This is a genomic window from Clostridium sp. AN503 (assembly GCF_040719375.1).
Lineage (GTDB): Bacteria > Bacillota > Clostridia > Lachnospirales > Lachnospiraceae > Brotaphodocola.
Map to the genome: position 1 here is coordinate 2466545 of NZ_JBFDTP010000002.1, position 21853 is coordinate 2488397.

At 50.7% G+C, this 21853-nt stretch carries 28 protein-coding genes; 2 read left to right on the forward strand and 26 right to left on the reverse strand.

The genetic code is table 11. From position 1 onward, the window contains the following. The first annotated feature begins 1 nt into the window (after position 1). Complete coding sequence (locus AB1I67_RS18880; RefSeq protein ID WP_367031643.1) at positions 2–430, forward strand: DMT family transporter; 429 nt, start codon at positions 2–4, stop codon at positions 428–430. A gap of 129 nt (positions 431–559) precedes the next feature. Here AB1I67_RS18880 and AB1I67_RS18885 read toward each other — a convergent pair whose 3' ends face one another. The 5 genes from AB1I67_RS18885 to AB1I67_RS18905 form a co-directional block, all read right to left on the reverse strand. Continuing rightward, a complete protein-coding gene (locus tag AB1I67_RS18885) occupies positions 560–1579 on the reverse strand; it encodes a cytidylate kinase-like family protein (protein WP_367031644.1) in 1020 nt (339 codons plus the stop codon). Between the two features lie 15 nt (positions 1580–1594). Beyond that, positions 1595–3037 carry a sodium:proton antiporter gene (locus AB1I67_RS18890; RefSeq protein WP_367031645.1) on the reverse strand — a complete coding sequence of 481 codons (1443 nt, stop codon included), beginning with the start codon at positions 3035–3037 and terminating at the stop codon, positions 1595–1597. A gap of 230 nt (positions 3038–3267) precedes the next feature. Then, on the reverse strand, positions 3268–3654 hold the full coding sequence (locus AB1I67_RS18895; RefSeq protein ID WP_367031646.1) for an Asp23/Gls24 family envelope stress response protein: 387 nt from the start codon (positions 3652–3654) through the stop codon (positions 3268–3270). A 77-nt stretch (positions 3655–3731) separates the two neighbouring features. Continuing rightward, on the reverse strand, positions 3732–4535 hold the full coding sequence (locus tag AB1I67_RS18900; RefSeq protein WP_367031647.1) for a SpoIIIAH-like family protein: 804 nt from the start codon (positions 4533–4535) through the stop codon (positions 3732–3734). 258 nt (positions 4536–4793) lie between these two features. After that, positions 4794–5138, reverse strand: coding sequence for a helix-turn-helix domain-containing protein (locus tag AB1I67_RS18905; RefSeq protein ID WP_367031649.1), 345 nt, complete (start codon positions 5136–5138; stop codon positions 4794–4796). A 114-nt stretch (positions 5139–5252) separates the two neighbouring features. Here AB1I67_RS18905 and AB1I67_RS18910 point away from each other — a divergent pair, with 114 nt between their 5' ends. Next, complete coding sequence (locus AB1I67_RS18910; RefSeq protein ID WP_367031651.1) at positions 5253–6161, forward strand: PhzF family isomerase; 909 nt, start codon at positions 5253–5255, stop codon at positions 6159–6161. A 43-nt stretch (positions 6162–6204) separates the two neighbouring features. On the opposite strand, the gene AB1I67_RS18915 is transcribed toward AB1I67_RS18910, so the two are convergent. From AB1I67_RS18915 to AB1I67_RS19015, 21 genes are all read right to left on the reverse strand, one after another. Further along, positions 6205–6849, reverse strand: coding sequence for a stage III sporulation protein AG (locus tag AB1I67_RS18915; RefSeq protein ID WP_367031652.1), 645 nt, complete (start codon positions 6847–6849; stop codon positions 6205–6207). Beyond that, positions 6821–7504: a stage III sporulation protein AF gene (locus AB1I67_RS18920; RefSeq protein WP_367031653.1), complete on the reverse strand. Its 684-nt coding sequence runs from the start codon at positions 7502–7504 to the stop codon at positions 6821–6823. Before AB1I67_RS18920 ends, AB1I67_RS18915 begins: the two co-directional genes overlap by 29 nt. A 19-nt stretch (positions 7505–7523) precedes the next feature. Next, the gene (locus AB1I67_RS18925; RefSeq protein WP_367031655.1) at positions 7524–8609 is read right to left on the reverse strand and encodes a stage III sporulation protein AE; all 1086 of its coding nucleotides are present in this window, start codon (positions 8607–8609) and stop codon (positions 7524–7526) included. Between the two features lie 113 nt (positions 8610–8722). Beyond that, entirely contained in the window at positions 8723–9109 is a 387-nt protein-coding gene (spoIIIAD, locus tag AB1I67_RS18930) for a stage III sporulation protein AD (RefSeq protein WP_367031657.1), read from the reverse strand. A gap of 8 nt (positions 9110–9117) precedes the next feature. After that, on the reverse strand, positions 9118–9312 hold the full coding sequence (gene spoIIIAC / locus AB1I67_RS18935) for a stage III sporulation protein AC (protein ID WP_103228610.1): 195 nt from the start codon (positions 9310–9312) through the stop codon (positions 9118–9120). 23 nt (positions 9313–9335) lie between these two features. Then, a complete protein-coding gene (locus AB1I67_RS18940; RefSeq protein WP_367031659.1) occupies positions 9336–9878 on the reverse strand; it encodes a stage III sporulation protein AB in 543 nt (180 codons plus the stop codon). Then, positions 9875–10840 carry a stage III sporulation protein AA gene (gene spoIIIAA, locus AB1I67_RS18945; protein ID WP_367031660.1) on the reverse strand — a complete coding sequence of 322 codons (966 nt, stop codon included), beginning with the start codon at positions 10838–10840 and terminating at the stop codon, positions 9875–9877. The genes AB1I67_RS18940 and spoIIIAA overlap by 4 nt, the downstream gene beginning before the upstream one ends. A 68-nt stretch (positions 10841–10908) precedes the next feature. Further along, a complete protein-coding gene (locus tag AB1I67_RS18950) occupies positions 10909–11682 on the reverse strand; it encodes a hypothetical protein (protein WP_367031662.1) in 774 nt (257 codons plus the stop codon). Between the two features lie 349 nt (positions 11683–12031). Continuing rightward, positions 12032–12490, reverse strand: a complete 459-nt coding sequence (locus AB1I67_RS18955) for a DIP1984 family protein (protein ID WP_367031663.1) — start codon at positions 12488–12490, stop codon at positions 12032–12034. A gap of 104 nt (positions 12491–12594) precedes the next feature. Further along, entirely contained in the window at positions 12595–13638 is a 1044-nt protein-coding gene (locus AB1I67_RS18960; protein ID WP_367031664.1) for an aromatic acid exporter family protein, read from the reverse strand. A 72-nt stretch (positions 13639–13710) separates the two neighbouring features. Beyond that, on the reverse strand, positions 13711–14697 hold the full coding sequence (locus AB1I67_RS18965) for a cation diffusion facilitator family transporter (protein WP_367031666.1): 987 nt from the start codon (positions 14695–14697) through the stop codon (positions 13711–13713). A gap of 4 nt (positions 14698–14701) precedes the next feature. Beyond that, complete coding sequence (locus AB1I67_RS18970; RefSeq protein ID WP_367031668.1) at positions 14702–15259, reverse strand: MarR family transcriptional regulator; 558 nt, start codon at positions 15257–15259, stop codon at positions 14702–14704. 87 nt (positions 15260–15346) lie between these two features. Beyond that, the gene (locus AB1I67_RS18975) at positions 15347–15832 is read right to left on the reverse strand and encodes a metallophosphoesterase family protein (protein WP_367032663.1); all 486 of its coding nucleotides are present in this window, start codon (positions 15830–15832) and stop codon (positions 15347–15349) included. A gap of 2 nt (positions 15833–15834) precedes the next feature. After that, positions 15835–16542, reverse strand: a complete 708-nt coding sequence (locus AB1I67_RS18980; protein WP_367031669.1) for a hypothetical protein — start codon at positions 16540–16542, stop codon at positions 15835–15837. Positions 16543–16806: 264 nt separating this feature from the next. Beyond that, entirely contained in the window at positions 16807–17187 is a 381-nt protein-coding gene (locus tag AB1I67_RS18985; protein WP_367031671.1) for a type II toxin-antitoxin system death-on-curing family toxin, read from the reverse strand. Further along, entirely contained in the window at positions 17184–17435 is a 252-nt protein-coding gene (locus AB1I67_RS18990) for a type II toxin-antitoxin system Phd/YefM family antitoxin (RefSeq protein ID WP_367031672.1), read from the reverse strand. Before AB1I67_RS18990 ends, AB1I67_RS18985 begins: the two co-directional genes overlap by 4 nt. A 77-nt stretch (positions 17436–17512) precedes the next feature. Beyond that, a complete protein-coding gene (gene rlmH, locus AB1I67_RS18995) occupies positions 17513–17992 on the reverse strand; it encodes a 23S rRNA (pseudouridine(1915)-N(3))-methyltransferase RlmH (RefSeq protein WP_367031674.1) in 480 nt (159 codons plus the stop codon). A gap of 65 nt (positions 17993–18057) precedes the next feature. Beyond that, positions 18058–19065: an alpha/beta hydrolase gene (locus AB1I67_RS19000; protein WP_367031675.1), complete on the reverse strand. Its 1008-nt coding sequence runs from the start codon at positions 19063–19065 to the stop codon at positions 18058–18060. A 25-nt stretch (positions 19066–19090) separates the two neighbouring features. Beyond that, a complete protein-coding gene (locus AB1I67_RS19005) occupies positions 19091–20557 on the reverse strand; it encodes a hypothetical protein (RefSeq protein WP_367031676.1) in 1467 nt (488 codons plus the stop codon). Between the two features lie 34 nt (positions 20558–20591). Next, entirely contained in the window at positions 20592–21080 is a 489-nt protein-coding gene (locus tag AB1I67_RS19010) for a GNAT family N-acetyltransferase (protein WP_367031677.1), read from the reverse strand. Positions 21081–21102: 22 nt separating this feature from the next. After that, positions 21103–21804, reverse strand: coding sequence for a response regulator transcription factor (locus AB1I67_RS19015; protein WP_367031679.1), 702 nt, complete (start codon positions 21802–21804; stop codon positions 21103–21105). Positions 21805–21853: the final 49 nt, after the last annotated feature.

Below are 21853 nucleotides of genomic sequence, written 5' to 3' on the forward strand. Positions count from 1 at the left end.
TATGTGGGGATTTCTGATCGCGCTGATTTCCGGCGCCCTGATGAGCATCCAGGGCGTCTTAAACACAGAAGTAACCAAACAGACCGGCATCTGGGTGTCCGCAGGCTGGGTCCAGCTCACCGCCTTTTTAACCTGCATCATCCTTTACTTTTTTGCCGATAAAAGCCCTGTGGGAGCCATCCTGGAGGTCCGGCCCTGGTACATGCTGGCAGGAGGTGTGATCGGGGCATTCATCACCTATACCGTCATCAGGAGCATGGACGGTCTGGGGCCTGCCAAGGCCACCCTGCTGATCGTCATCACCCAGATCATCGTCGCATACGGGATCGAGCTGTTCGGTCTGTTCGGCGTAGACAAAGCTCCGTTTGAGTGGAAAAAGGTCATCGGCGCCCTGATCGCGATCGCAGGGATCGTGGTGTTCCGCTGGTAGAAAACCGTCAGCCGCCTGTAACTGGCACACCTGGCACACATTAAAAAGGCAGATATCCGCCGGACGGTCCTGTATCGTCCATATCAGATATCTGCCTTTTTTATTAAGCTTTTATTCGCGTTTAAATCATTATCGTTCTTCGCTCTGGGCGATCACTCTCCGTATAAAATCCACCGAGCCCTCAATCCCGTACGCGGCGCTGTTTAAGCACAGGTCATAATTGACCGAATTGCCCCACTTGCGCCCGGTATAGTACTTGTAATAGTGAAGGTGCTGCATATCCAGCTTCTTCAAAAGCCGTCTCGCCTGCTTCTCATTCAGCTTGTGGACCTCCATGGTCCGCCTCAGCCTCTGTTCGAAAGGCGCGGTGATAAAGATGCTGATATGGGGGATGCGGTTATTGGTCAGGATCACATCCGCGCAGCGTCCCATCACGATGAAATCTTCCTTCTTTGCCATATCGCAGATCAGATCGCTCTGGTTGAAAAATACCGCGTCCCGTTTGGACAGGCCATGGTAGCGGGAAAACTGGCGTATATGTTCTTTGAGCGTCATCTTTTTTGCCGCCTCAAAGGCCCGCTCCAGATTCTTCTGCTCCGGTCCGTAAGTATAACCTGCCCGGTCAACCACCACATCCTTCTCCGCATCCAGCCGTTTTAACACCTCGGAGAAAATTTCCGCGTCATAATAATTGATTTTCAGCGCATCCGCCAATGTGAACCCGATCTCATTGCCGCCGCAGCCATAGGTCCGGCCGATGCAGATGATCAGATGGTCCCCTTTTGCAAAACGGTCGCGCAGGTTTAAGGCATTTAAGCTTGCCATATCCTGGTCCAGCACATCGCCGTCGCCAAAGCTGGTTGGCAGGGCGATCACCTGCTGCAGGATATTGTTGTACTCTGTCATGACCATTTTGCGGATCTCTTTATCCGGGATGGTCCTTGCCATATTACTGATCAGGGCCAGCTCACTGCGGAGCTTATGTCCCTGTCCCCTGGTGGTCATCAGCTCCACCATATCCTCCACACAGCCCTCCCGGTCCTGGTTAAACACGCGTCCCAAAGAGGATCCGAGCTGGGCATAAACCTCCGCATCCAGATCATAGATGCGCTCCGCCAGTTCCCGGAGCATTTCCTGAGTATATTCCATCTTCCGTTCCCCTCCTTACAAAAAGAATATCAGCATATCCAGTACGAATACCGGTACCAAAAATGCCAGCGACCACAACAGATAACCGAAAAACGACGGCATCCGGATACCGTTCTCATCCGAAATGGACTTGACCATAAAGTTCGGCGCGTTGCCTATGTAGGTGTTGGCTCCCATAAATACCGCGCCGCAGGAGATCGCTTCCAGCATGGCGACGGGAACCGTCCCCAGGGTAGTGGCCATCCCGCTTGTAAAGCCCAGCGATCCGGCCGTAGTCAAAAATACCAGATAGGTCGGGGTATTGTCAAGGAAGCTGGACAATGCGCCGGTCACCCAGAACATCTGATAAGGCTCCGTGATCCCCAGCTCCGCCCCCTTCGCCTTCAGGATCATCAGCGCCGGCTGCATGGTGATAAATATCCCAATAAACAGCACCGCAACCTCTTTGATCGCACCCCAGGTAAAGTGGTTCTTCCTGCGGATCTCCGGGTTGGTGGTCTTAAAGGAAAGAAATGCAGCTGACAGGATGAGAGCGATCTCGATCAGCTCCGGATACGTCAGCCGGATCTCCTGAAATACCGGAATCCCGCGGACCGCTCCCTCCGCATCCTGGAACGCCGCCAGTCCCGGCAGAGTCCCGCTTAAGATCACCGCAGCCACGATCATCACAAGGAATACCAGGTTATGCAGCCCGCTTATCTTAAGCTCCGTTCCCGGCTTGCTGATATCCGGCTTTAAGCCCTCCGCGATATCCTTCCGGTATGCGCGCCGGTCCAGCCAGTAAAAAACAAACAGCAGCACCACTACGTTGAACAGCAGCACCGGCAGAAGGTGCAGGCTCCAGAAAAACGGCACGCCCCTCATGAATCCCATGAGCAGCGGCGGATCTCCGATGGGAGTTAAACAGCCGCCGATGTTGGAGATCAGGAAGATAAAGAATACCATGATATGGCATTTCCGTTTCCTCCAGGAGTTCATCTTGATCACCGGACGCACCATCAGCATACTGGCTCCGGTCGTCCCGATCCAGCTTGACAGCAGGGTTCCGATCAGCAGAAGCCCCACATTGACGCGGGGTGATCCCGCCAGGTCGCCCTCCATGGTGATATTGCCCGCCACACAGAACAACCCGAACAGCAGGATGATAAAGGTCAGATAATCATCGATGATGCATTCCAGCACCGTCTCAAAGGCTTCCCCTGCACCAAAGGAAAACGCAAACGGCAAGATAAAAAGAAGAGACCAGAAGGCCACAGCCAGCGGCTGATGCTCCTCCCACCATACCGGCTTCACCAGTGGAAGCACTGCGATACATAAAAGAAGTCCTGCAAACGGGATGCAGAATGCCATGGACACGGCTCCTGCCGCCGCTTCCCCGCCTTCTGCTGCCAGGCATGTGATGGGCGTCACCGCAAATAACGCCGCGATACTTCCCAGAAAAACAATCAGCTTTTTCAAAATACTGCCTCCTAAATGCAATTATTAACATACGTTATTTTAGATCTGTGTCTTTGCACAAGGAAGCATTATAGCACATTTTCCAGCAATTGCAAGTTCTTAAATCATAGCTTAACGATTCTTTAGTGGCCGGATATACGGTCAGCCCGTCATGAATCAGGGTTACCGGGCATATCCGAAAAAAACCGCCGTCCATAAGACAGCGGTTTAACAAAGCTTTTCTTTTATCTCTACTTTTCTTCTGCCATGTTCACTCCGGCGATCTTGATATTCACATCCAGGACCGTCAGTCCGGTCATGTTCTCGATGGCGGACTTCACCTTCTCCTGAACCTTCTCACTCACGTCCGGGATGTTGTAGCCATACTTGATGTTCAGGGACAGATCCACGGAAACGTGCTCCTCCGTCACATCCACCTTCACACCCTTGGACAGATTCTTCATGCCCAGCTTGCCTACCAGTTCATTGGTAATGTTGCCGGCCATGGAATCCACGCCGTCCACCTCCGTTGCCGCCAGGCCCGCGATGATCGCCACCACTTCGTCCGCGATACGGACTTCTCCGATTGTATCTTTTTCATATACCTTGTGGGTATTTCTTCCTTCCAGTTCTGCCACGGTCATACCTCCTGTGTGCTTCTGATTCGTTACTGGTTCTATTATAACAAATCAGGTGGCTTTTGCAAAGGGCTATTTTATTCCTCCAGGTTCAGCAGAGTGATCACGATACCGTCAGCCGGGACTTCGGTCTTGCGCTTTACGATATCCTCGATCTGGGCGCGCTGCTGGTCCGTAATGGTGGCAGCGTTGATCACCACATCCACCTTCCCGTCGGTCAAACTGACCACCGGATCAGCAAAGCCTTTGGCCTGCAGAAGAGTCTCTGCGGCATTCTCTTTTTCCGCAATGGCAGTCATGGCGATCATATTCTGGATGGCTTCCTGCTTGGCAGCCTCCTCGATCGCTGTGTTGTTGATGATACTGTTTAAGGTCTCCTTATTCTTGGCACGGATCTGCTCGCGGTTGAGCTGCACGTTTGCTATGTAGTCAGATACCGTAAGCCCGCTGGTAAGGACCGCTTCACCCGGATTATCCATTCCGGCCTCCTCACCCTCATCCCAGCTCTCAATCTCCGCCAGCTGGGTGCCCTGGCCCGCTCCCGCATCGGCTGCGCCGGCGGCTTCTGCCTGCGGATTGCCCACAGCCTCTGCCTGAAGATTCTCCCCGGTTGCCTGGGGCTGGGCTTCTTCAATCTCACCCATAACATCATAGCTGGCCGCCTGGTTTTCCGCTAAAAGGTCTTCATCTGAAATCTCCATGGAGCCTGCCTGATACACCGTGTTGTCCGCACTTGCCTCCAGCTCCTTCTTGCCTGCATAGTTCAGATATCCCGCCGCCGCGATCATGATCGCAAGGGTCGTAATGATGATCTGATTCCTCCTGAACAGTTTTTTCATATTCACATCTTTCAGATGCTTTCCCGGTTTCCTTTCCTTCATACCTGACACTCCTTTATTCCACCCGCTTTAGTACTTTTATCTTATGACGATATCCTGGTTTTATGCCTGTCCCGGCCTATTTTACTTATCAAAAATCTATGATCCGCCTTGTCAAGCCCCCTAGTATACCAATTTTTCTAAAAAAGCAGCCAATTTTTCCAGGAAAGGGCTGTCAAGTCCTGTTTTCGCCAAAATCAGCCTGTTTTCGCCAATCAGTGTTTCTTGACGCCTTATATATCTGGATCAGCCCGCAATTTTCTACTGCATATACCTTCTCCCCCAATTGCACAACTCAGTCAATGCAGGCTCCAAAGTCTCTCCTAATTCTGTGACAGTATATTCGACCTTTGGCGGCACGGTCGCAAATGCTGTCCGTTTGATCAGTCCATCTTCCTCCAGCTGTCTCAGCTCCTCCGTAAAGACCTTATGGCTGATTCCTTTGATCCGGGATTTCAGCTCTCCATAACGGATCGGTGAAGCTTTCATTATATGCCACAGGATAACCGCCCTCCATTTGCTTCCGATCACTGCCATGGCAAAGCCGAGAGAACAATCAAATTCTTTTTTATAAGCTTCTCTGTTCTGAAAATAAATATCCCCCATCTACATCCTCCCTTACGTTTTGGTAAGCAACTCACCAAAAAGTGCATTCTTGCGCCACAGACTTTTTCATTTATAATAGCATTAAGACTATGATCACACAAGGAGATCCCCGCCATGGGCAAAATTTATCACCTGTATCAAACAGACGCGTTTACAAAAAAATGCTTTACCGGAAACCCTGCAGGAGTCATAACCAACGCAGACGGTCTGTCTGATCTGCAAATGCAGCAGATCGCCAGAGAATTGAACAATTCAGAAACAGCTTTTATATTTAGAAAGTCCGGAGGAGACTCCGATATCCAGGTGCGCTTTTTTACACCTGTCCGCGAAGTGCCCATCTGCGGACATGCCACCATAGCAGCGCACTATACCTATGCTATGGAAAATCATCTGCCTGCTGACTGCCGGATTTTGCAGAAAACGAAAGCGGGAATCCTTCCCGTTGATATTTGCCGAAAAGGCAACGATTATCTGATCACTATGACGCAGGGGGATGTGCAGATCGGTTCACCGCTTTCCCCGGAATATCAGAGTATGATCGTCCATGCACTGGGTTTAAAAAAAGAAGATCTCCGCACAGATTGCCCGATGGTGATCGCTTCAACCGGTCATTCAAAAGTAATGGTTGGCATAAAAAATCTGAAACAGCTCCACAGCTTACAGCCCGACTTTGCCGGACTGTCCCGTATCAGTGAAATCATTGGATGCAATGGTTATTACGTCTTCATCCTGGATGAGGGAAATACCCCTCTCGTCCACGGCCGTATGTTTGCTCCCGTCATCGGGATTGCAGAAGATCCCGTAACCGGCAATGCCAACGGTCCGTTGGGCGCGTATCTTGTTCATTTCGGCATAGCGGACGTTCATCACGGACAATTCTCTTTTGAAGCGGTCCAGGGGGAAGCCATCGGCCGGACCGGGACTATGACAGTCCATGTGTCCGTCGTTGATAAAAAACCTGTCAGCGTTCAAATATCCGGAAATGCCGTTATTGTTTTTTCGGCGGATTTGGAACTTTCATAATTTACAGACAGCATGATTAGCACAACGTCAAAGCGGGTGGTCTTTATTCCACCCGCTTCAGCACCTTTATCTTATGAGCCGGCAGTCCGAACAGCGCCTGCATGGCAGAAGAAATTTCCTCCTGCACTCTTGGGCTTCCTCCTCCGGACGCGCTGATCACGATTCCTGATATCTCAGGGTACAGCTCCTTCTCTACGATCGGGCCGTTGTTGCCGCCCACCGTAGTCAGCACGGTGCTCGTCTCCTGCTCCTCACTCTCAATCTTGCGCGCGCCCCCGCTGCTGTCCGTCTCATCTGTGATGGACCGGCTGCTGCTGCCGTCCACATGGATCACTTTTTCCGCGGAGGATCTTAAGACGATCATCACCTCCACCTCTCCCACGCCATCCACATTTTTCAGGATATCCTTTACCCGCTGCTCCAGCTGCTGCTCATAGTCGGAGGCCGGTTTTGCAGCGGAAGGGATGGCCTTATCCGTGACCTTTGCTTCCGCTCCCACATCTGCATCCGAACCGGCTCCGTCTGCCTCCGTTTCCGCTCCGGTCTTTTTTGCGCTTCCAGGGCTATCCCCGCCGCCGAAGATGCCGCTCCCGCTGCCTGTAGGGATCGCCAGAATGCATAAAATAACTCCGATGGTCAGCAGAAACAGCCATTTATCCTTACCCTTCCACGATTTGAATTTCCACATATACTTCCTCCAGACTATAATAAGATGCTATCTTCCGCCTGAGCTTACCTACCTCAATATCCATCTGCTCCCGTCCCCGGCTGTAGACATCCACAGCTTCCTCCTGCCAGTCTGGCGCAGGCTCTTGAGGCTCCTGGCGCGAATCTTCCGTTTTTCCGATTGTTACCGGCTCCACCGGGGTGATTGGCTGCACCGTACCTGTTCCACTTTCCTCCTGTCCAGGCTCATCCTTTGTAAGCCGCAGGCTTATGCCCGTCACGGTGCCAAACCGCTCCGTCCCTTCCTCCCCGTCTATGGTGACGCTGCATTCCAGGACAGAAAATCCCATATCCTCCGCCATCTGTCCCACGTCCTGTTCTACGGCGTGCTCATACTGGTCGATCATCTGGGTCAGGCGCTGCTTCTCGATGCCCAGGATCTCACTCTGTAAGTCCTCCGCCTGGTATCGGAACACAAAAGATTCATAGTAATGTGCGATCTTATCCTCCAGCCTCAGGCTTCCGGTCAGCGGCTGCAAGACCAAAAGGATCAGGATCATCCCGGAAAAAAGCCGGACGTATTTGCCGTATTTCTTGTTGGGGAGCAGGTTGTCGATCACCGACATAAACAGAAAAAAACCGGTCAGGTTCCGTATCCATCCATAGATTCCATCCATCCGATATCCCGCCCCTCTCTCATGCCAGATAGGAAACATTCGTGCCTGTGCAGATCAGCGCGATCGTGATGATGAATAACAGAAGCCCCGACGTGACCAGCCCTAAAAGCAGCTTCTGTCCGTCTGCAACGCCGCTGATACAGCCCACCAGCCGTTTGTCTGCAACCGGCTCCAATACCGCCGCAACAGTCCGGTACATCACCAGCAGGACCACCAGCTTCAGCACTGGGATCAGGCTTAACAGCACCAGGATCAGCACAGCAGCCGCACCCATGGTATTCTTGATCAGCACACCGGAACCAAGGATCAGCTTTGTGACTGCGCCGGCCCCGGCGCCGACTCCCGGGATCACCTGTAAAAGCTTCTGTACCCCGACTGACTTCACCGCGTCCGCATAGGGCAGCACCATTCCCTGGATCAGCTGGAACCCCAGCACCAGCCCGATCAGGGAACGGGTCCCCCACTGGATCCCGGTCTTTAAAAGCTCGGTCATTTTCGACAGCATGTCCTCCTTTGCCATGTGCCCCGCCATCACAAACAGGATATACACCCGGACGAGAGGCATCAGCAGATTTAAGTAAAGCCACTGCACCGCCGCGATCAAAAACAGCACCACCTCGTACCATGCCGCCGAGGATGCGCTGGCCCCAGCCCATGCCACCGCCAGAAAATAGGACGGCAGCAGCACCTTCATAAACATGACCTGACGCTCCAGTACCTCCATGGCAATCTGGGTACTCTCGAAGAAAGAAGCGGCAAGCACCGTAAACGCCATTAAATAGGTCATAAAAAACCCGGTTTCGGAAATCTGGTTCCCGGAAAATATCTCAGAAAAGCTGGCAAACACAGCTCCGATCATCCCCAGCGCCAGAAGCTGTCCGGCCATATGTCCCCCATTTGAGACTTCTTTAAACAGCGCCTGTTTTGCCGCGTCCAAAAGCATCCGCCCGGCCTCTTTGCCTTCTCCCGCCATCAGCTTTTTCACCAGCTCCGTAAAAGATATCCCCTGCCCGCTCCCGCCTGTTTCCTCCTGCAGAAAACGGTCAATATCTCCCCAGTTTTCCATCTGTTCCCCACCAAGGGCCGCCTCCACAGACTCAAACATGTCCAGCTCCTCACCGTAAGAAATGATCCGCGGTATAAAACAGAATACACAGACGGACAAAAAACACAATAAGACAGCTAATCTTCCGCCCCCTTTTCCATTGTCCCGCCCCTTCATACCAGAAATCCCTGCAGCGTCTCCATCAGCGCCAGCACGATCGGCATGCTGACCGCCAGGATTGACAACTTCCCGAATATCTCAATCTGGTTTCCGATCGCTCCATATCCCGCGTCCTTGCAGATTCCGGAGGAAAACTCAGCGATATATGTGATTCCAGTCATTTTGATCAGGGTGCTCAAATATACCTGGTTAATCTTTATAAACTCCTGGATCCTCCTCATGGCGTCGAAGATCGTCTCCATCTTGGATACCCCGTAGAAAAAAATAAAGCATCCAGCCGCCATCACCAGGTAGATCCCGTATTCTCCCTTCATGTTCTTCATCTCCACGGCCAGCAGCACCGCTGTAATTCCCACGATCCCAATCGTAATAACCGTCATGCCATCACCTACAATGCAAACAGATTTTTAATGGTTTCAAACAATTCATATATGTAAGGCACCATCCAGAACAACACCAGGATCAGTCCCGCCAGGCTGGTCAAAAATGCCTGTTCCTCCCTTCCGCTGTGTTTGAGCACCTGGCAGATCACCGAAACCAGGATGCCTACCGCGGCGATTTTAAATATCAGATTCACTCCCATTTCATTCTCCTCTTCGTCTGCCCCTATACCAGCAGGATTGTCAAAAACAGCCCGCCCATAATGCCCAGACTGGTGTACAGTCTGCACCGTTCCTGTTTGTGTTCCCGCATCTGCTGGATGCGCATGTCCAGCTGTTCCAGATAAAGGAGCAGATTCCGCTCCTGCATATCCCGGTCCAAAAATCCCAGATGTTCTCCAAGAGATTTAAGCGTCTGCCTGTCCGCCTTTGACATGGCCAGTCCTCCCCCCGGCTTTCCCGGCTGGGACACCTCCTCCTGCCAGATCTGCGAAAAAGATTCTCCCTGCTGTCCGTCGATCCTCTCTGCAACCCGGATAAACAAATCCGAAAGCGCGCCTTCCGTCCTGCTGCCCACGGTTTCAAACGCCTCCGAAAGAGGGGCATTGGCATACAGGATCTGTCCCTTAAGCAAAAATATCATTTGTCTGAGCTGCTCCAGCTCCCGCAGCCTCTGCCCGTACTGCCCCGCCAGCCAGAAGCCAAACCCGGAGGCACCGGCTATCACCATCAATGCCCCGGCTATCTTCATCCACATCTGTATTGTCATAGGCACTCCACCCCGATCGGGTACAGCTTGGTACCCCTGGAATCATAAATCTGGTCTACATTTCCAATCCTGCCCCGGTTATTTAAGATAATATACCGCTCAAACCACCGCTCCATCACCATTTTGCGCAGCACCGGCTTCTGCTTGATATCCTCAATAGAACTGCCATGGACCGTAGCGATCAGTTTGCAGCCACAGTTCATCACATACTCAATGGCCTCTAAGTCCTCCCTGCTCCCGATCTCATCCACCGCAATGACCCTGGGGGACATGGTGCGGATCAGCATCATCATCCCCTGGACCTTGGGACAGCAGTCCAGGATATCCGTGCGGATTCCCAATTCATTTTGAGGAACGCCCTGGTAACAGGCCCCGATCTCAGACCGCTCATCGATCACTCCCACCGTCATCCCCGGTTCCGTTCCTGTCCCGTTGGAGATCTGACGGATGATATCGCGAAGAAGCGTGGTCTTCCCACAGCGCGGCGGAGAAATGATCAGCGTATGCAGAATATCCCCGCTCTCATAAAGGTACGGCAGCACCATACTGGCACAGCCCTTCACCTGATGGGAAAGGCGCACGTTAATAAAGGATATGAACTTCATGCTCCGGATCCCATGCTCATCTGTGATGGTCTTCCCGGCGATACCGATCCTGTGTCCCCCCTGTATGGTTATGAACCCCTGCTTGATCTCCTCTTCAAATGCATACAGGGAGTAACTGCTCATATATTCCAGAGTTTCCTTGAGCGCCTGTCTGGACACCAGATAAGCCTCATCTGCACGTTTACTTAAATTTCCTTCTGGAGTAATGTAGAATTCATGATTATTGAAGATCATAAGAAGCGGCGCGTGGATCCTGAGACGGATTTCCTGCACCTGTTCAAAGTCCACAGTTGTCTGCTGCAGAATCTTTCTGATATCTTTGGAAAAAATCTTGATGAGTTCTTCCCGTTTATCCAAAATCAGCCCTCCCCTCTTAATAAAATATATGAGGGGAGGGCTGATTTATGCTTGCACTTTGTCCTTGTTTATGAGGTCTGTAAAACTCCGTTGCCATCGAAGCGGTAAACTACACCGTCTATGTTCCGTTCTCCGGTCACCATGGAACCCGCAGGAAGTCCGGCCGCCGTATCGGCTGCCGGCAGGCAATAGTAGCGCTGCCCGTTCCAGTCGATCCATCCGGTCATCATATAACCCTGCTCATTGAAGAAATACCATCTTGTGGTCGCCGGGTCCTGCCACCAGGTGTTGGCCGGGAACGTCCCGTCTGAATTGCGGTACCACCACGCCTGGGCCTGATCACTGTAAAGCCACTCGGCTTTATATACCACGCTGGTATCCTTCACCGGCTGTCCGGGGGTGCCGGTGGCTCCCGGGCCGGAGTTCTGGGTATCGATCACGCCGCCGTTCTTCATCAGCTCTGCAAAGGATGCGTCGATATAGATCCCGTCGGATTCGTCCGACCAGTAACCGTCACGGAACTCCTTGGACTTATTCTTGGCGAGGGCGCGGACCTTGAAGGTGTACTCTCCCTCCGCAGTCATCTTCCGTTCCATATTAAAATAATTCTTCTTTGTCTTAAAGGTATCTACACGGCTCTCATTGCGGTAAAGATAGACCTCGTACTGGTACGCATCCTCCACCTCTTCCCATCTTGCCATCGTGATATCATCGTCATCCCAATAAGTGTCCTGGACTGTAGCCAGCCTGGTCGCCGCCCATGCAGTCACCGTACCCGCCACGGACAACAATGCGACTGCCGCCAGCATAGCCAGCCGCCTGCCAAACTTCATATGTCTCATAACGTATCCTCCTTTATCTGTCTTCTGACATACCTGTTTTTCATAATCTCATTATAGCATAGATCCGGCGGATAAATATGGAAAATTTCTTTCGATTTTCTGACATTTCTACAATCTGATATCCCCTGTCCCACCCGCCTCACAGTCAGCAATATGGTATTAACAATACACCTTATCTTTACCCGTCTGACAATACTGAACATTTCAATCAATCGTGCATCATGTTCCGCTCTGCCCAAGGAGGTAGTGATTCATTCTCAATCACCAGAGATCTTGCTCGCCCTGCAAGGCTGCCAAAATGTCAGCTTTTCTTTGCTCTGTTTCCAGCCGCTTATCAGATGTACTTTTGTCAGTCCTCGATCAATTCCGTAGTCCAGTTCAGGCCCTGTATCTTCACGTCCAGTTCCCGCATTTCTTTGGAGATCCGGTCTGTCTCTTTCTGCATCTGGCTGACATTGACCGTGCTTTTGATACGGATCTCACTGCTGGAATAGCGCTCAAACTTTTCACTTGCGCACTTCACAAAATCCTGAAGGATCGAATTCTTCAGCGCCAGCGCATCACGTTTTGCTATCATATCCGTCAGGGAAACCCCATCCACGACGGTACCGCAGTTTGTCCTGTTGATATTCCGGATCAGTTTTTCAAGAAGCAAAATGCCTTCGTCCAGCTCCGCCAGCAGATCCTCCGGAGCTTCCGACGGCAGTTCCCCTTCCTGGACTTTCGCATTATTCACCAGGCGGACCCTAAGCTGTGCCAGTCTTTTTTGCAGGTCAGCCCTCAGGCTGAGCGCTTCTGCCAATTTCATGATGTATTCCTCCTTTTTACGAAGATACCGCTAAAACGCGGGGTCATTCTGTTCATACACATCTTGTCCATATGATTATAATCTATCTACACCGCTGAATCAAGTTAATCTCCTTCTTGAGTTCCCCAGAACTTCCCAATCTCATCCTCCGTCAGTTCTTCCACAAACTTCTTTTTGATCTCCAAAAACTGCTCCAGTTCCAGCAGGATCCGGTACAATACCGCGCGGCTCTCGAACTCCTCACGGGTATCCGGAAGGGGCTGCGTCCTCATGTCTTCCTTTACCCGGTCCAGCTCTGCTAACAGGCTTAAGGCATTGTTGTACTCATGAAAGCTCGCGCTGATCTGCCGGATAAACTCTGCAATCTGTTCTGACTGGACCGGCAGCATCCGCAGATGACCGATATTTTCTGCGATCCGTCCCAGCGCCGCAGACTGGTTCCACCGCATATTCATATACCGCAGATAATATTTTGTCTCCGTGAGCAGTTTGTTTTCCATCTCCTCGTAGGCGTTTTTCTCGCCTTCTTTCAGCTTTGATTCCAGCTCCTTCAAGCTGTTTCCAAGCTTCTCTGACCGCTCAAGTGAGCTGCATGGCCCCTGTGCACCACACTCCCGTGGCAGAAACGACAGCATATCCGCCATACTCTCCAGGATCCCCCGGATGCGGCTTTCGATCTCCCTCTGCTTTACACGGATCTGTTCTGCTTTTCCAGGAATATAGAGATTCAAGAGTACCCCAAGCCCCGCGCCGACGGTCAGCAGGGCCAGTTCATTGACAATATCCGGAAACGACATGGACTGCTCCGCCATAAAGTGGGTCATCAGCACCGTATTCACGGAAATCCCTTCCGGGATATGGAGCACCAAACTCACACCGGAGAAAAACAGCAGAAAAACCCCCAGAGCCAGCGCGCCGTATCCAAACACAGAAAAACAGGCAAAGGAGAAGGCAAGAGCCAGCCCAAAGGAAAACAGGCGGCGCACCATCACACGGATCGTCTCCTTCTTCGTATCCTGGATGCTTAGCAGGGTGATGACCCCGGCTGAAGCCGCATAGTTCAGCCCCAGCCCCTCCGCCAGAGCCATAGCCATGCCAGCCCCAGCGGCTATCTTTAGTACCTTTATATAATCAGGTTTTTGAAACATAGAATCTCCATCTCCATTTTTCTCTCTCAATTTCACCCCTGGATCAGAGTTCGTCCAGAGGCTTAACTCCGTTTACCATTCAGGATTTCCTCGCCTCTTACTCCGGTCCATGGCAGAGGTCCATAACTTCAAATACTGTCTGACTGTGTCAAAGCGCGGCGACGCATATGCCCTGTCCGGTGTGTTTTCTCTGTTCATATGAATGTACACAGAAACGTGGATATTCAGCTGCGCCTCGATCTGTTGTTTGCAGTCGTCCATAATACTTTGTATCCCATGATGGAGCATTCCCGGATGGACAGACAGAACCATGATCCCGCCCCTCTCCTCTGGCCCATAATCGTGAAATTCAAACAGCTCCATCTGGACCGCACTGCCGTAGGGACGAAGGATCTGTGCAATCCGCTCTGTCTCCTCCTGGCTCAAGCCTTCCCCTAAAAGCAGACTGACATTTTTCATAAATGACTTGATCCCATCCACAGCTATCATACCTGCAAGCAGCAGACCTGCAATCCCGTCAACAGGCAGCGAGGTAAGCTGGTGAAGGACAGGAGTCACTGCAACCAGAATGATCCCCTTTATATCCGCCAGCACATTTTTCTGATACGCTTCCATCGCAGGGGATTTCATCTCTTTATTTTCCTTCTCTATACACTTCGCCATCGCCATCTTCACACCAGCCCCGGCTGCTGCCGTCAGCAGGATCGGGAACAGCGCTCCAACCGGCTCTGGATGAAGCAGCCTCCCTACAGATTCTTTCCCCAGGGCAAATGCAGCCAGCAGGACCATCTCAGAGATAAGAAGTCCTGTAATATACTCAATCCGTCCATGTCCATTGGGGTGCATTGAATCTTTCCCCCTGCCGGAAATCTTAAATCCCAGCAGCATGAGCAGAGAATTGCATGCATCGATCAGATTATCTATTCCTTCCGAGACGACGGCAATACTGTTCCCCATTGTTCCCACAATAATATACACAAGAAACAGACAGAAATTCCCTGACGCCATCAGGATGCTTGTTTTGTATCCTTTTTCCTGCCTGCATGTTCCATCAGCCATAATATCACCTCCTAAAAGGTCCGGTTCCCGGGAAATGTTCGAATCCAAATCTGTTTTCTACGTCACCTTCAAATACCCGGTCCCGGTAATCCCCACCTCTGCGCTGTCCCATGTGCCTCCTGTCCAGGGTTCCATCATTCTGCCATGATGCGATCAGGCGTTCCAGGTATTCACCCAGATTCTTCTGTTCCTCCCGGGTCAGGCACTGAAACAGGTCCTCTGACCCATCTCCATCAAGATCCATCTCATCCGATACCGTCCGTCCTTTTTCCGTCAGCGTGACGATCATTACCCGGCCGTCTTCCTCAGACGGCGTCCTCGTAATATAGCCGCAATGCTCCAGCTTGCTTAAAAGCTCACCGATCGCCTGCTTGCTCATATCCAGGATATAAGTCAGTTCCTTTTGTGTGATTTCCCTCTTCATTCTCAATATGGACAGTACCCGCCCCTGCCCTCTGTGAGGATTCATCACTGCTCTTTGTCTTCCGCCCATCATTTGCCTGCGCAGCAAGCCTTCCAGTCTCATTAATAGATTCATTAACTTTTTACTTTCTTCACTCATTTTAACTGTCCTCCATCTCTTATTTCAAAAAGTAATGTACTTGACTATTATAATACAGGTACTTGACCATTTTGTCAAGTACCTGTATTATAATTCAAATTTTTCTATGTTATATATTCCTTCCCCGTCCTTTACCTCAACCACCGCCATAGTAACCGGAAGGTGAAAACGTTTTGGGCCACAGCCTCCCGGATTCAACATCGTAATCCCATTTCTCTGATCCAGATCAAACTTATGTGAATGTCCATAAACCACAAGGTCAAAATTCTCTGTGTTCTCAGGAATCTGCCTTTTATCATGGGTTATATAAATCCTTAAGCCAAATAATTCTATATCCAGGCTATTTGGCAGATTTTCAGCCCACTCCCTGTCATTATTTCCTCTTACCGCATAGACCGCAGCAATTTGTTCCAGTTCATGGAGCAGGGCCTCCCGGTCGATATCCCCGCCATGCAAGATCACTTCACAGGTGGCAAGGATTGCCTTTACTTCTTCTCTGAGCAGTCCATGCGTATCGGAGATCACCCCGATCCTGTGAAGCTTATGTTCTTTGACGGTATTATGATTGGTCATTATCAATTGTTTAACGTTCTCCAATCTTTCAAAAGGTCAAATTGCACCCCATCCCGCTCGTAAAACTGATCTGTAATGATCTGTGGATTCCTGTCATGGAGCGCCTGGATAACCTCATTACAGCTCGTTATTGTAAAATTTGCATTATAATAGAGCTCATCATCCTGTTTCGAAACAAAAACCAGACCTTGCTTATAACCACCGATCCCGGGAATTGTTTTACAATAAATCGCTGCCATCACATCTTCAAGCCTTCTTATGTAACTCTTTCCTAATGGCGACGGCATAACAAGGTAATTCCTGGTTATGAAACATCCAACCTGAAGGTCCTTCAGCGCAGTGCCTGCAGGCATAGTGCTGATGCAAATTACGTCAGAAGCCAACAGTTCCTGGTCGATCCGTTTTATCTCCTCCGCTCCATACCCTGATTCCTTCTGATAAAAGCTGAGATAACCATTCACTTTTTTCTTTTGTAAAATAAAACCCATTAGAAGCATAAGCACTCCGGGTATACCAAAGATTCCTCCAAAAAAAAGACCTATTATTGGTATGGACTTAAATAAAACTCCTGATACGACTGCAGTAATCACCAGAAAGATGCCACCTGCAAAGCATCCCTTATTCATCCCGCCAGTGTTCCTTAAGTACTTTAAAACGCTGCCGTCCTTTGTCATTTTTCTGCGCATCTCTTCTGTTACAGATATAATCATAATTACCTCCCGTCATTTGTGATATGGTTCTCCGTAACGCTACCAACGGTGAAACCATCATTCCTACTAGAATTATATACTATCTTCACTGATTTTTAAACATAGAATTCTATGTTTGAAGTATATGACATAAAAAAAGAAGGCATACCCTTTTGGGTTACATCCTCCTTAATTGTCAAGATACTAATAATGTCGTCATTTAACTGCCTTTAGCCTTTAATCTCTTGTCATTCCTTTAGCAAATCTAGTTTAAATATCCCATATTTATACTATTTTATGCTCCATAATCCATTTTAAAATGCCTTCATAATCAACAGTTCCACCTGCTACCCCCAATCCTAATATAATCAATTCCTCTTGACTATATTTCAAATCAATATGGTTTAGCTTGAGTGTCATTAACATAGATAACATCCCAATTCTCTTATTTCCATCTAAAAAAGCATGGTTATTCACAATACCAAAAGCAAGCCTGGCAGCTTTTTCTTCTATTGTGGAGTAGACCTCTATATCTCCAAATCCACTGGAAGTACTAAAAACAGCTGATTCCAGTAAACCTTTATCTCTAAGCCCGTCCAATCCACCTGTTTTCTTTATTAACAGGCTGTGAATTTCTATTATTTCATCCACTGTCAAAATAATCATTTCGCTAACTCCAGAAAAGCTTCCATGTTCTCTTTAATTAAGGTATCCGCAGTTTCTTTTATCTTCCTTCTTCTGGCTTCCTGAATTCCTTTCACTACCTCATATTCTTCAAAATCTACCACAATATATTTAGGCTTATTATTTTTTAGAATCACAGCAAGGCCATTTTCATCCACCATATGGGTTACTTTTGAAAAATTCTGATTTGCCTCAGTCATCGCCACAAGATTATCCGTATTTATCATCATATTCATCACCTCTCTATTTAGTATATGATAATTATAGGATAAATACAACCTATTTTCTGTAATTTTTTCTCTCCCTGTCATTTGTGATATGGTTCCCCATGTACAATCCGGTAGCTCCTGTAAATCTGCTCCAACAATATCACCCGCATCAGCTGATGCGGGAATGTCATCTTAGAAAAACTCAGCTTATAATCTGCCCGTCTCATAACCGCATCAGAAAGCCCGAGGGAACCGCCGATGATAAATACGATCTGGCTCTGTCCTCCGACGCCTAACCTGTCAATCTTCTCTGCAAGGCCCTCGGAGTCCAGCATTTCTCCCTCAATGGCAAGAGCCATCACATAGGAGCCGTCCTTAATCTGCGCCAGAATCCGCTCCCCTTCTTTTTCCTTGATCTGCCGCTCCTGCAGCTCACTGGCTCCATCCGGGGTCTTTTCATCTGCTACCTGAACAATATCCAGCTTGCAGTACCGGCTCAACCGCTTACTGTATTCTGCAATCGCATCCGTATAAAACTTTTCCTTGATCTTTCCTACGGTTATCAGCGTAATCTTCATATCTATAATGGTTTCCTTTTCCTAATTACCGCCACTCGTTTCTTCCTGGACTTTCTCAAGCCGTCCTATACCTTCTCATAGGTCTTCCGGTGACTTTCCAAACTCCGTTTTCTCCCGGACTTCACCACCTTGACCGGCATACCGGTCACCTTCCGGTCGATCCCGTAGATGATCTTCAAAAAGCGCCCGACCTCTGCCCAGGCCTCCCGGCTCTCCGGGATCAGCCGCAGAGCCATCTGGAACACATGGAACATCCCGTCATACACGGAAAGCCTCAGCCTGCCGTGGGAAGCCCGAAGCTTTGCCGCCACAGTGAGCGTATCACTGAGCAGCACTTCCTCACTGCCCACCTGCATCAGTGTGGGCGGAAAACCATGATAATCGCCGAACACCGGGGACATATACGGGTCTGTCGGGTCAGCTTCTCCAATATAACTGCTGTTATACAGCATGTTGTCCTTCGTGTTCCCAAACTGAGGGTCCCGGGAATAGTTGGTCGTATAGCTCTCCCCGCTGCAGGTTAAATCCGCCCAGGGCGACATCACAATGATACCTGCCGGCATGGGTATGGAGTGATCGCGCAGATACAGAGTCAGGGCAAGGGTAAGGCCGCCGCCTGCCGAGTCCCCGGCGATAATGATCTTCTCCGGCGCATACTTTTTTTCCTCGATCAGCCACAGGTAAGCAGCCACCGCATCCTCCAGCGCCGCCGGATACGGATGCTCCGGCGCCACGCGGTAATCGACGGTCAGTACGTCGCCGCCCAGGCTCCTTCTGGAATATTGGACCGCAAAATCACGGTAGGTATTCTTCATCGGACCAATATAGCCGCCACCGTGGATCTGCAGGATTACCCGCCCGGTGCACACCGCGGAGGGACGCAGATATTCCATCTTAAACGCATCCATCTCCACGATCTCATACTCAAAATCCGGCGGACAGATCCATGCCGGTTCCACCGGGTTCATACGAAACTCCCCGGTCTGAAACTTATGCCCCATGGCGGAATCCATCATGTTCCTCATCATGTCCCGCACCAGTTTGCCGCGCAGGCTTACCTTCTGGTCCCTCATTCATCCTCCTGTTTTACCATTTCTGTCAGATATGGAAGCGCCGGTTCAGCTCTTCCTTCCAGTTCCTTCTTCCGCTCATATAGTCGAAAAGCCCCCGCGCCGCAGTCTCTCCGGTATGGCCTACCTGCTTTGCCATGCGGGTGGCTTTGGCCTCTCCTCCCTTGCGCAGGATCAGCACCTTTCTGATCCGCGGATACATGGTCCTCTTTTTCGCCGCGCACAGCTCGTTCCCCTCCAGGCGCACAGACACACCGTCTTCCCTGAGCCTGCCAAAGAAACTCTTTTGAAGCCTGCTGTCTGCAAACACCGAGGTGAACGTCACCACCATCTCATCCCCATAAGCGCAGACCGCGCACTTGAGCGGCTGTCTCCTGGACACGCCGATCATCAGATGGAACCGCTCAATAGAATCCGCATACTCCGGCTCCATTTTGATCGGTCCCACATTGGAGAGCGTCATCGTATAGGCCCGGTCCTTCAGCCGGAACACCAGCCCCAGCGCCAGGCTTTTGAATACCAGCGGGATTGCTCTTAAATACCATTTCTTTTCATTGGAAACGTTGTAGGAAATACTCTCCTCCAGCTTCTCCCTGTCTATCTTTTTATCCATCTGCCTGCTGATTTTTTTGAGCAGTGCAGGAAATGTCATATCCGGATTCCGGAAGAGATGGCCGATCATGGTCACTGCAAAAAAGTTCGCCATGGTATCCGATCCGAAAAATGCCCGCAGGTTGATCGGCAGATTCAGCACCACCGGGCGTCCGGAGGTCCCGCCTTCTAAATACTCCTGCCAGACCGACCAGATCAGCGCCGCCGCCAGATACTTCGTGATACTGACCCCATGACTGTGGCAGACTTTCTTTAATTCCGCCACCTTTACATAGCCATGGAGCACCTGCCCCGCACCAAGGGGAAGATAATCTCCCTCCAGCCGGAAAGCCGGGCGGGAGCTGTAGCTGTGATGCTCCATCTCACGGTAATTCTCCAGATAGCTGTCCTGTACCTGGAAGTCCTGTTCCTCCGGGCATTTTTCATCCTCTGCGGTCCAGTAGCCCGACTCCCCCTTCGTCAGACGAAGATACTGCTCCGTCAGGCATTTTAAAAAATTCACCGCTCCAAGCCCGTCCGTCAGGGCATGGAACACCTCCAGGTTGATCCTCCGCTCATAGTAGGTGACACGGAACAAAAACTTCTGGCTCCCATGGGGATCGATATACCGGCAGGGATAGGTGTTCTCCCGCTGCACCTGCGGAACCTTCTTATTCTCCTCAAAATAGTACCAGAATATGCCCCTGCGCAGCTTTACCTGGAAATTCCTCATATGGGGCAGAATATCCTCCAGCGCCTGCTGCAATAGCTCCGGCTGCACCTCTTCCTTCAGGGTCGCGGAGATCCGGAACACCTGGCTCATATTCTCATTTGCGATCACAGGAAATATCTTTGCGGTATTGTCCAGTCTTCTCCATGCATTCTTCGACTTTGCCTGTTCCATAGAGCGCCTCTTTTCTTAGATTATCCATGTCATGCTAAAATTCTAATATCATATCGTACCAGACCGCCCCGCCGTGTACGGAATCCGACACGCCCAGGCTGTGGTAGCCAAATCCCTCGTAGAATCCGATCAGCCTGTCCTTGCAGGTCAGGATCAGCCCTTTCCTGCCCTTTTTCCTGGCATCCTCGATCAGATGCCTCATCAGCCGGGAGGCCAGTCCCTGATGCTGGCACTCCGGAACCACATCCAGGCCGAAGATGCTCTGATAGGCCCCATCCGCCTTATGGCAGCCGGTATCCTCGAACATCTCGTCCCGGATCGTCCTCTCATCCGTCACGCATCCGTTAATGAATCCAACGATCTCCCCATCCTTCTCCGCCACAAAAAAGCTCTCCGGAAAAGCTGCGATCCGCTGTGAAAAAGAATCCCGGGTTGCCGCCTCTGCTTCCGGGAAGCAGACCGACTCCACCCGGGCCACAGCGTCCAGATCGTCCGGTATCACCTGCCTGATCAAAACGTCCATGTTCTATTCTCCTCCTCTCCGGTTACTGTGCCCGGAAGTAATATCCTACGCCCCACTTGGTATGCACGTACTTGGGATCGCTGGGGCTTGGCTCGATCTTCTCTCTCAGCCGCCGCACATGCACATCCACCGTGCGCACATCCCCGGACTCGGAAGCCTTATTCCCCCACACAAAAGTCAGCAGGTTTTCCCGGCTGTACACCTTGTTGGGATTGCACACCAAAAGCTCTAAAAGATCAAACTCCTTTGCAGTCAGATTGATCTCTTTCTCACCGATAAACACCTGTCTGCCTTCCCGGTCCAGCTTTAAATCCCCGGCTGTGACCACCCGGTTCTCAGACTGGCCGGAACGCCTGGATTTCTTGGAATTGCGGCGCATGATAGCCTTGATCCTCGCTTTCACCTCCAGGATATTGAACGGCTTGGTGATATAGTCGTCAGCGCCGTACTCCAGCCCCAGGATCTTATCCATATCCCCGCCCTTTGCCGTCAGCATGATGATCGGCATCTCAGAGAACTCCCTGATGGCCTGGCACACCTCAAACCCGTCAAACTTCGGGAGCATCACATCCAGCAGCACCACATCGTATTCCTTCTGCTTTGCCAGATTGATGGCCTCCTCCCCGTCATATGCACAGTCCACTTCCATGCCGTCCTGTTCCAGGCTGAAGCGGATCCCTTTTACAATCAATTTTTCATCGTCAACTACCAATATCTTTGCCATATTCTCTCCTCTATCCCAACCGTGATGTCTCTTCCAGTGCTCTCGTGCC

Coding starts and splice junctions, on each gene's coding strand:
- AB1I67_RS18965 (WP_367031666.1), bottom strand. CDS start 14,697: ATGGCTGATGGAACATGCAGGCAGGAAAAAGGATACAAAACAAGCATC.
- AB1I67_RS18910 (WP_367031651.1), top strand. CDS start 5,253: ATGGGCAAAATTTATCACCTGTATCAAACAGACGCGTTTACAAAAAAA.
- AB1I67_RS18960 (WP_367031664.1), bottom strand. CDS start 13,638: ATGTTTCAAAAACCTGATTATATAAAGGTACTAAAGATAGCCGCTGGG.
- AB1I67_RS18950 (WP_367031662.1), bottom strand. CDS start 11,682: ATGAGACATATGAAGTTTGGCAGGCGGCTGGCTATGCTGGCGGCAGTC.
- AB1I67_RS18970 (WP_367031668.1), bottom strand. CDS start 15,259: ATGAGTGAAGAAAGTAAAAAGTTAATGAATCTATTAATGAGACTGGAA.
- AB1I67_RS18980 (WP_367031669.1), bottom strand. CDS start 16,542: ATGATTATATCTGTAACAGAAGAGATGCGCAGAAAAATGACAAAGGAC.
- AB1I67_RS18975 (WP_367032663.1), bottom strand. CDS start 15,832: ATGACCAATCATAATACCGTCAAAGAACATAAGCTTCACAGGATCGGG.
- AB1I67_RS18915 (WP_367031652.1), bottom strand. CDS start 6,849: ATGTGGAAATTCAAATCGTGGAAGGGTAAGGATAAATGGCTGTTTCTG.
- AB1I67_RS18955 (WP_367031663.1), bottom strand. CDS start 12,490: ATGAAATTGGCAGAAGCGCTCAGCCTGAGGGCTGACCTGCAAAAAAGA.
- AB1I67_RS18905 (WP_367031649.1), bottom strand. CDS start 5,138: ATGGGGGATATTTATTTTCAGAACAGAGAAGCTTATAAAAAAGAATTT.
- AB1I67_RS19015 (WP_367031679.1), bottom strand. CDS start 21,804: ATGGCAAAGATATTGGTAGTTGACGATGAAAAATTGATTGTAAAAGGG.
- AB1I67_RS18880 (WP_367031643.1), top strand. CDS start 2: ATGTGGGGATTTCTGATCGCGCTGATTTCCGGCGCCCTGATGAGCATC.
- AB1I67_RS18985 (WP_367031671.1), bottom strand. CDS start 17,187: ATGATTATTTTGACAGTGGATGAAATAATAGAAATTCACAGCCTGTTA.
- AB1I67_RS18940 (WP_367031659.1), bottom strand. CDS start 9,878: ATGACAATACAGATGTGGATGAAGATAGCCGGGGCATTGATGGTGATA.
- spoIIIAD (WP_367031657.1), bottom strand. CDS start 9,109: ATGACGGTTATTACGATTGGGATCGTGGGAATTACAGCGGTGCTGCTG.
- AB1I67_RS18925 (WP_367031655.1), bottom strand. CDS start 8,609: ATGTTTGAGTCTGTGGAGGCGGCCCTTGGTGGGGAACAGATGGAAAAC.
- AB1I67_RS18885 (WP_367031644.1), bottom strand. CDS start 1,579: ATGGAATATACTCAGGAAATGCTCCGGGAACTGGCGGAGCGCATCTAT.
- AB1I67_RS19010 (WP_367031677.1), bottom strand. CDS start 21,080: ATGGACGTTTTGATCAGGCAGGTGATACCGGACGATCTGGACGCTGTG.
- AB1I67_RS18920 (WP_367031653.1), bottom strand. CDS start 7,504: ATGGATGGAATCTATGGATGGATACGGAACCTGACCGGTTTTTTTCTG.
- AB1I67_RS18900 (WP_367031647.1), bottom strand. CDS start 4,535: ATGAAGGAAAGGAAACCGGGAAAGCATCTGAAAGATGTGAATATGAAA.
- AB1I67_RS18990 (WP_367031672.1), bottom strand. CDS start 17,435: ATGATGATAAATACGGATAATCTTGTGGCGATGACTGAGGCAAATCAG.
- rlmH (WP_367031674.1), bottom strand. CDS start 17,992: ATGAAGATTACGCTGATAACCGTAGGAAAGATCAAGGAAAAGTTTTAT.
- AB1I67_RS19000 (WP_367031675.1), bottom strand. CDS start 19,065: ATGAGGGACCAGAAGGTAAGCCTGCGCGGCAAACTGGTGCGGGACATG.
- AB1I67_RS19005 (WP_367031676.1), bottom strand. CDS start 20,557: ATGGAACAGGCAAAGTCGAAGAATGCATGGAGAAGACTGGACAATACC.
- spoIIIAC (WP_103228610.1), bottom strand. CDS start 9,312: ATGGGAGTGAATCTGATATTTAAAATCGCCGCGGTAGGCATCCTGGTT.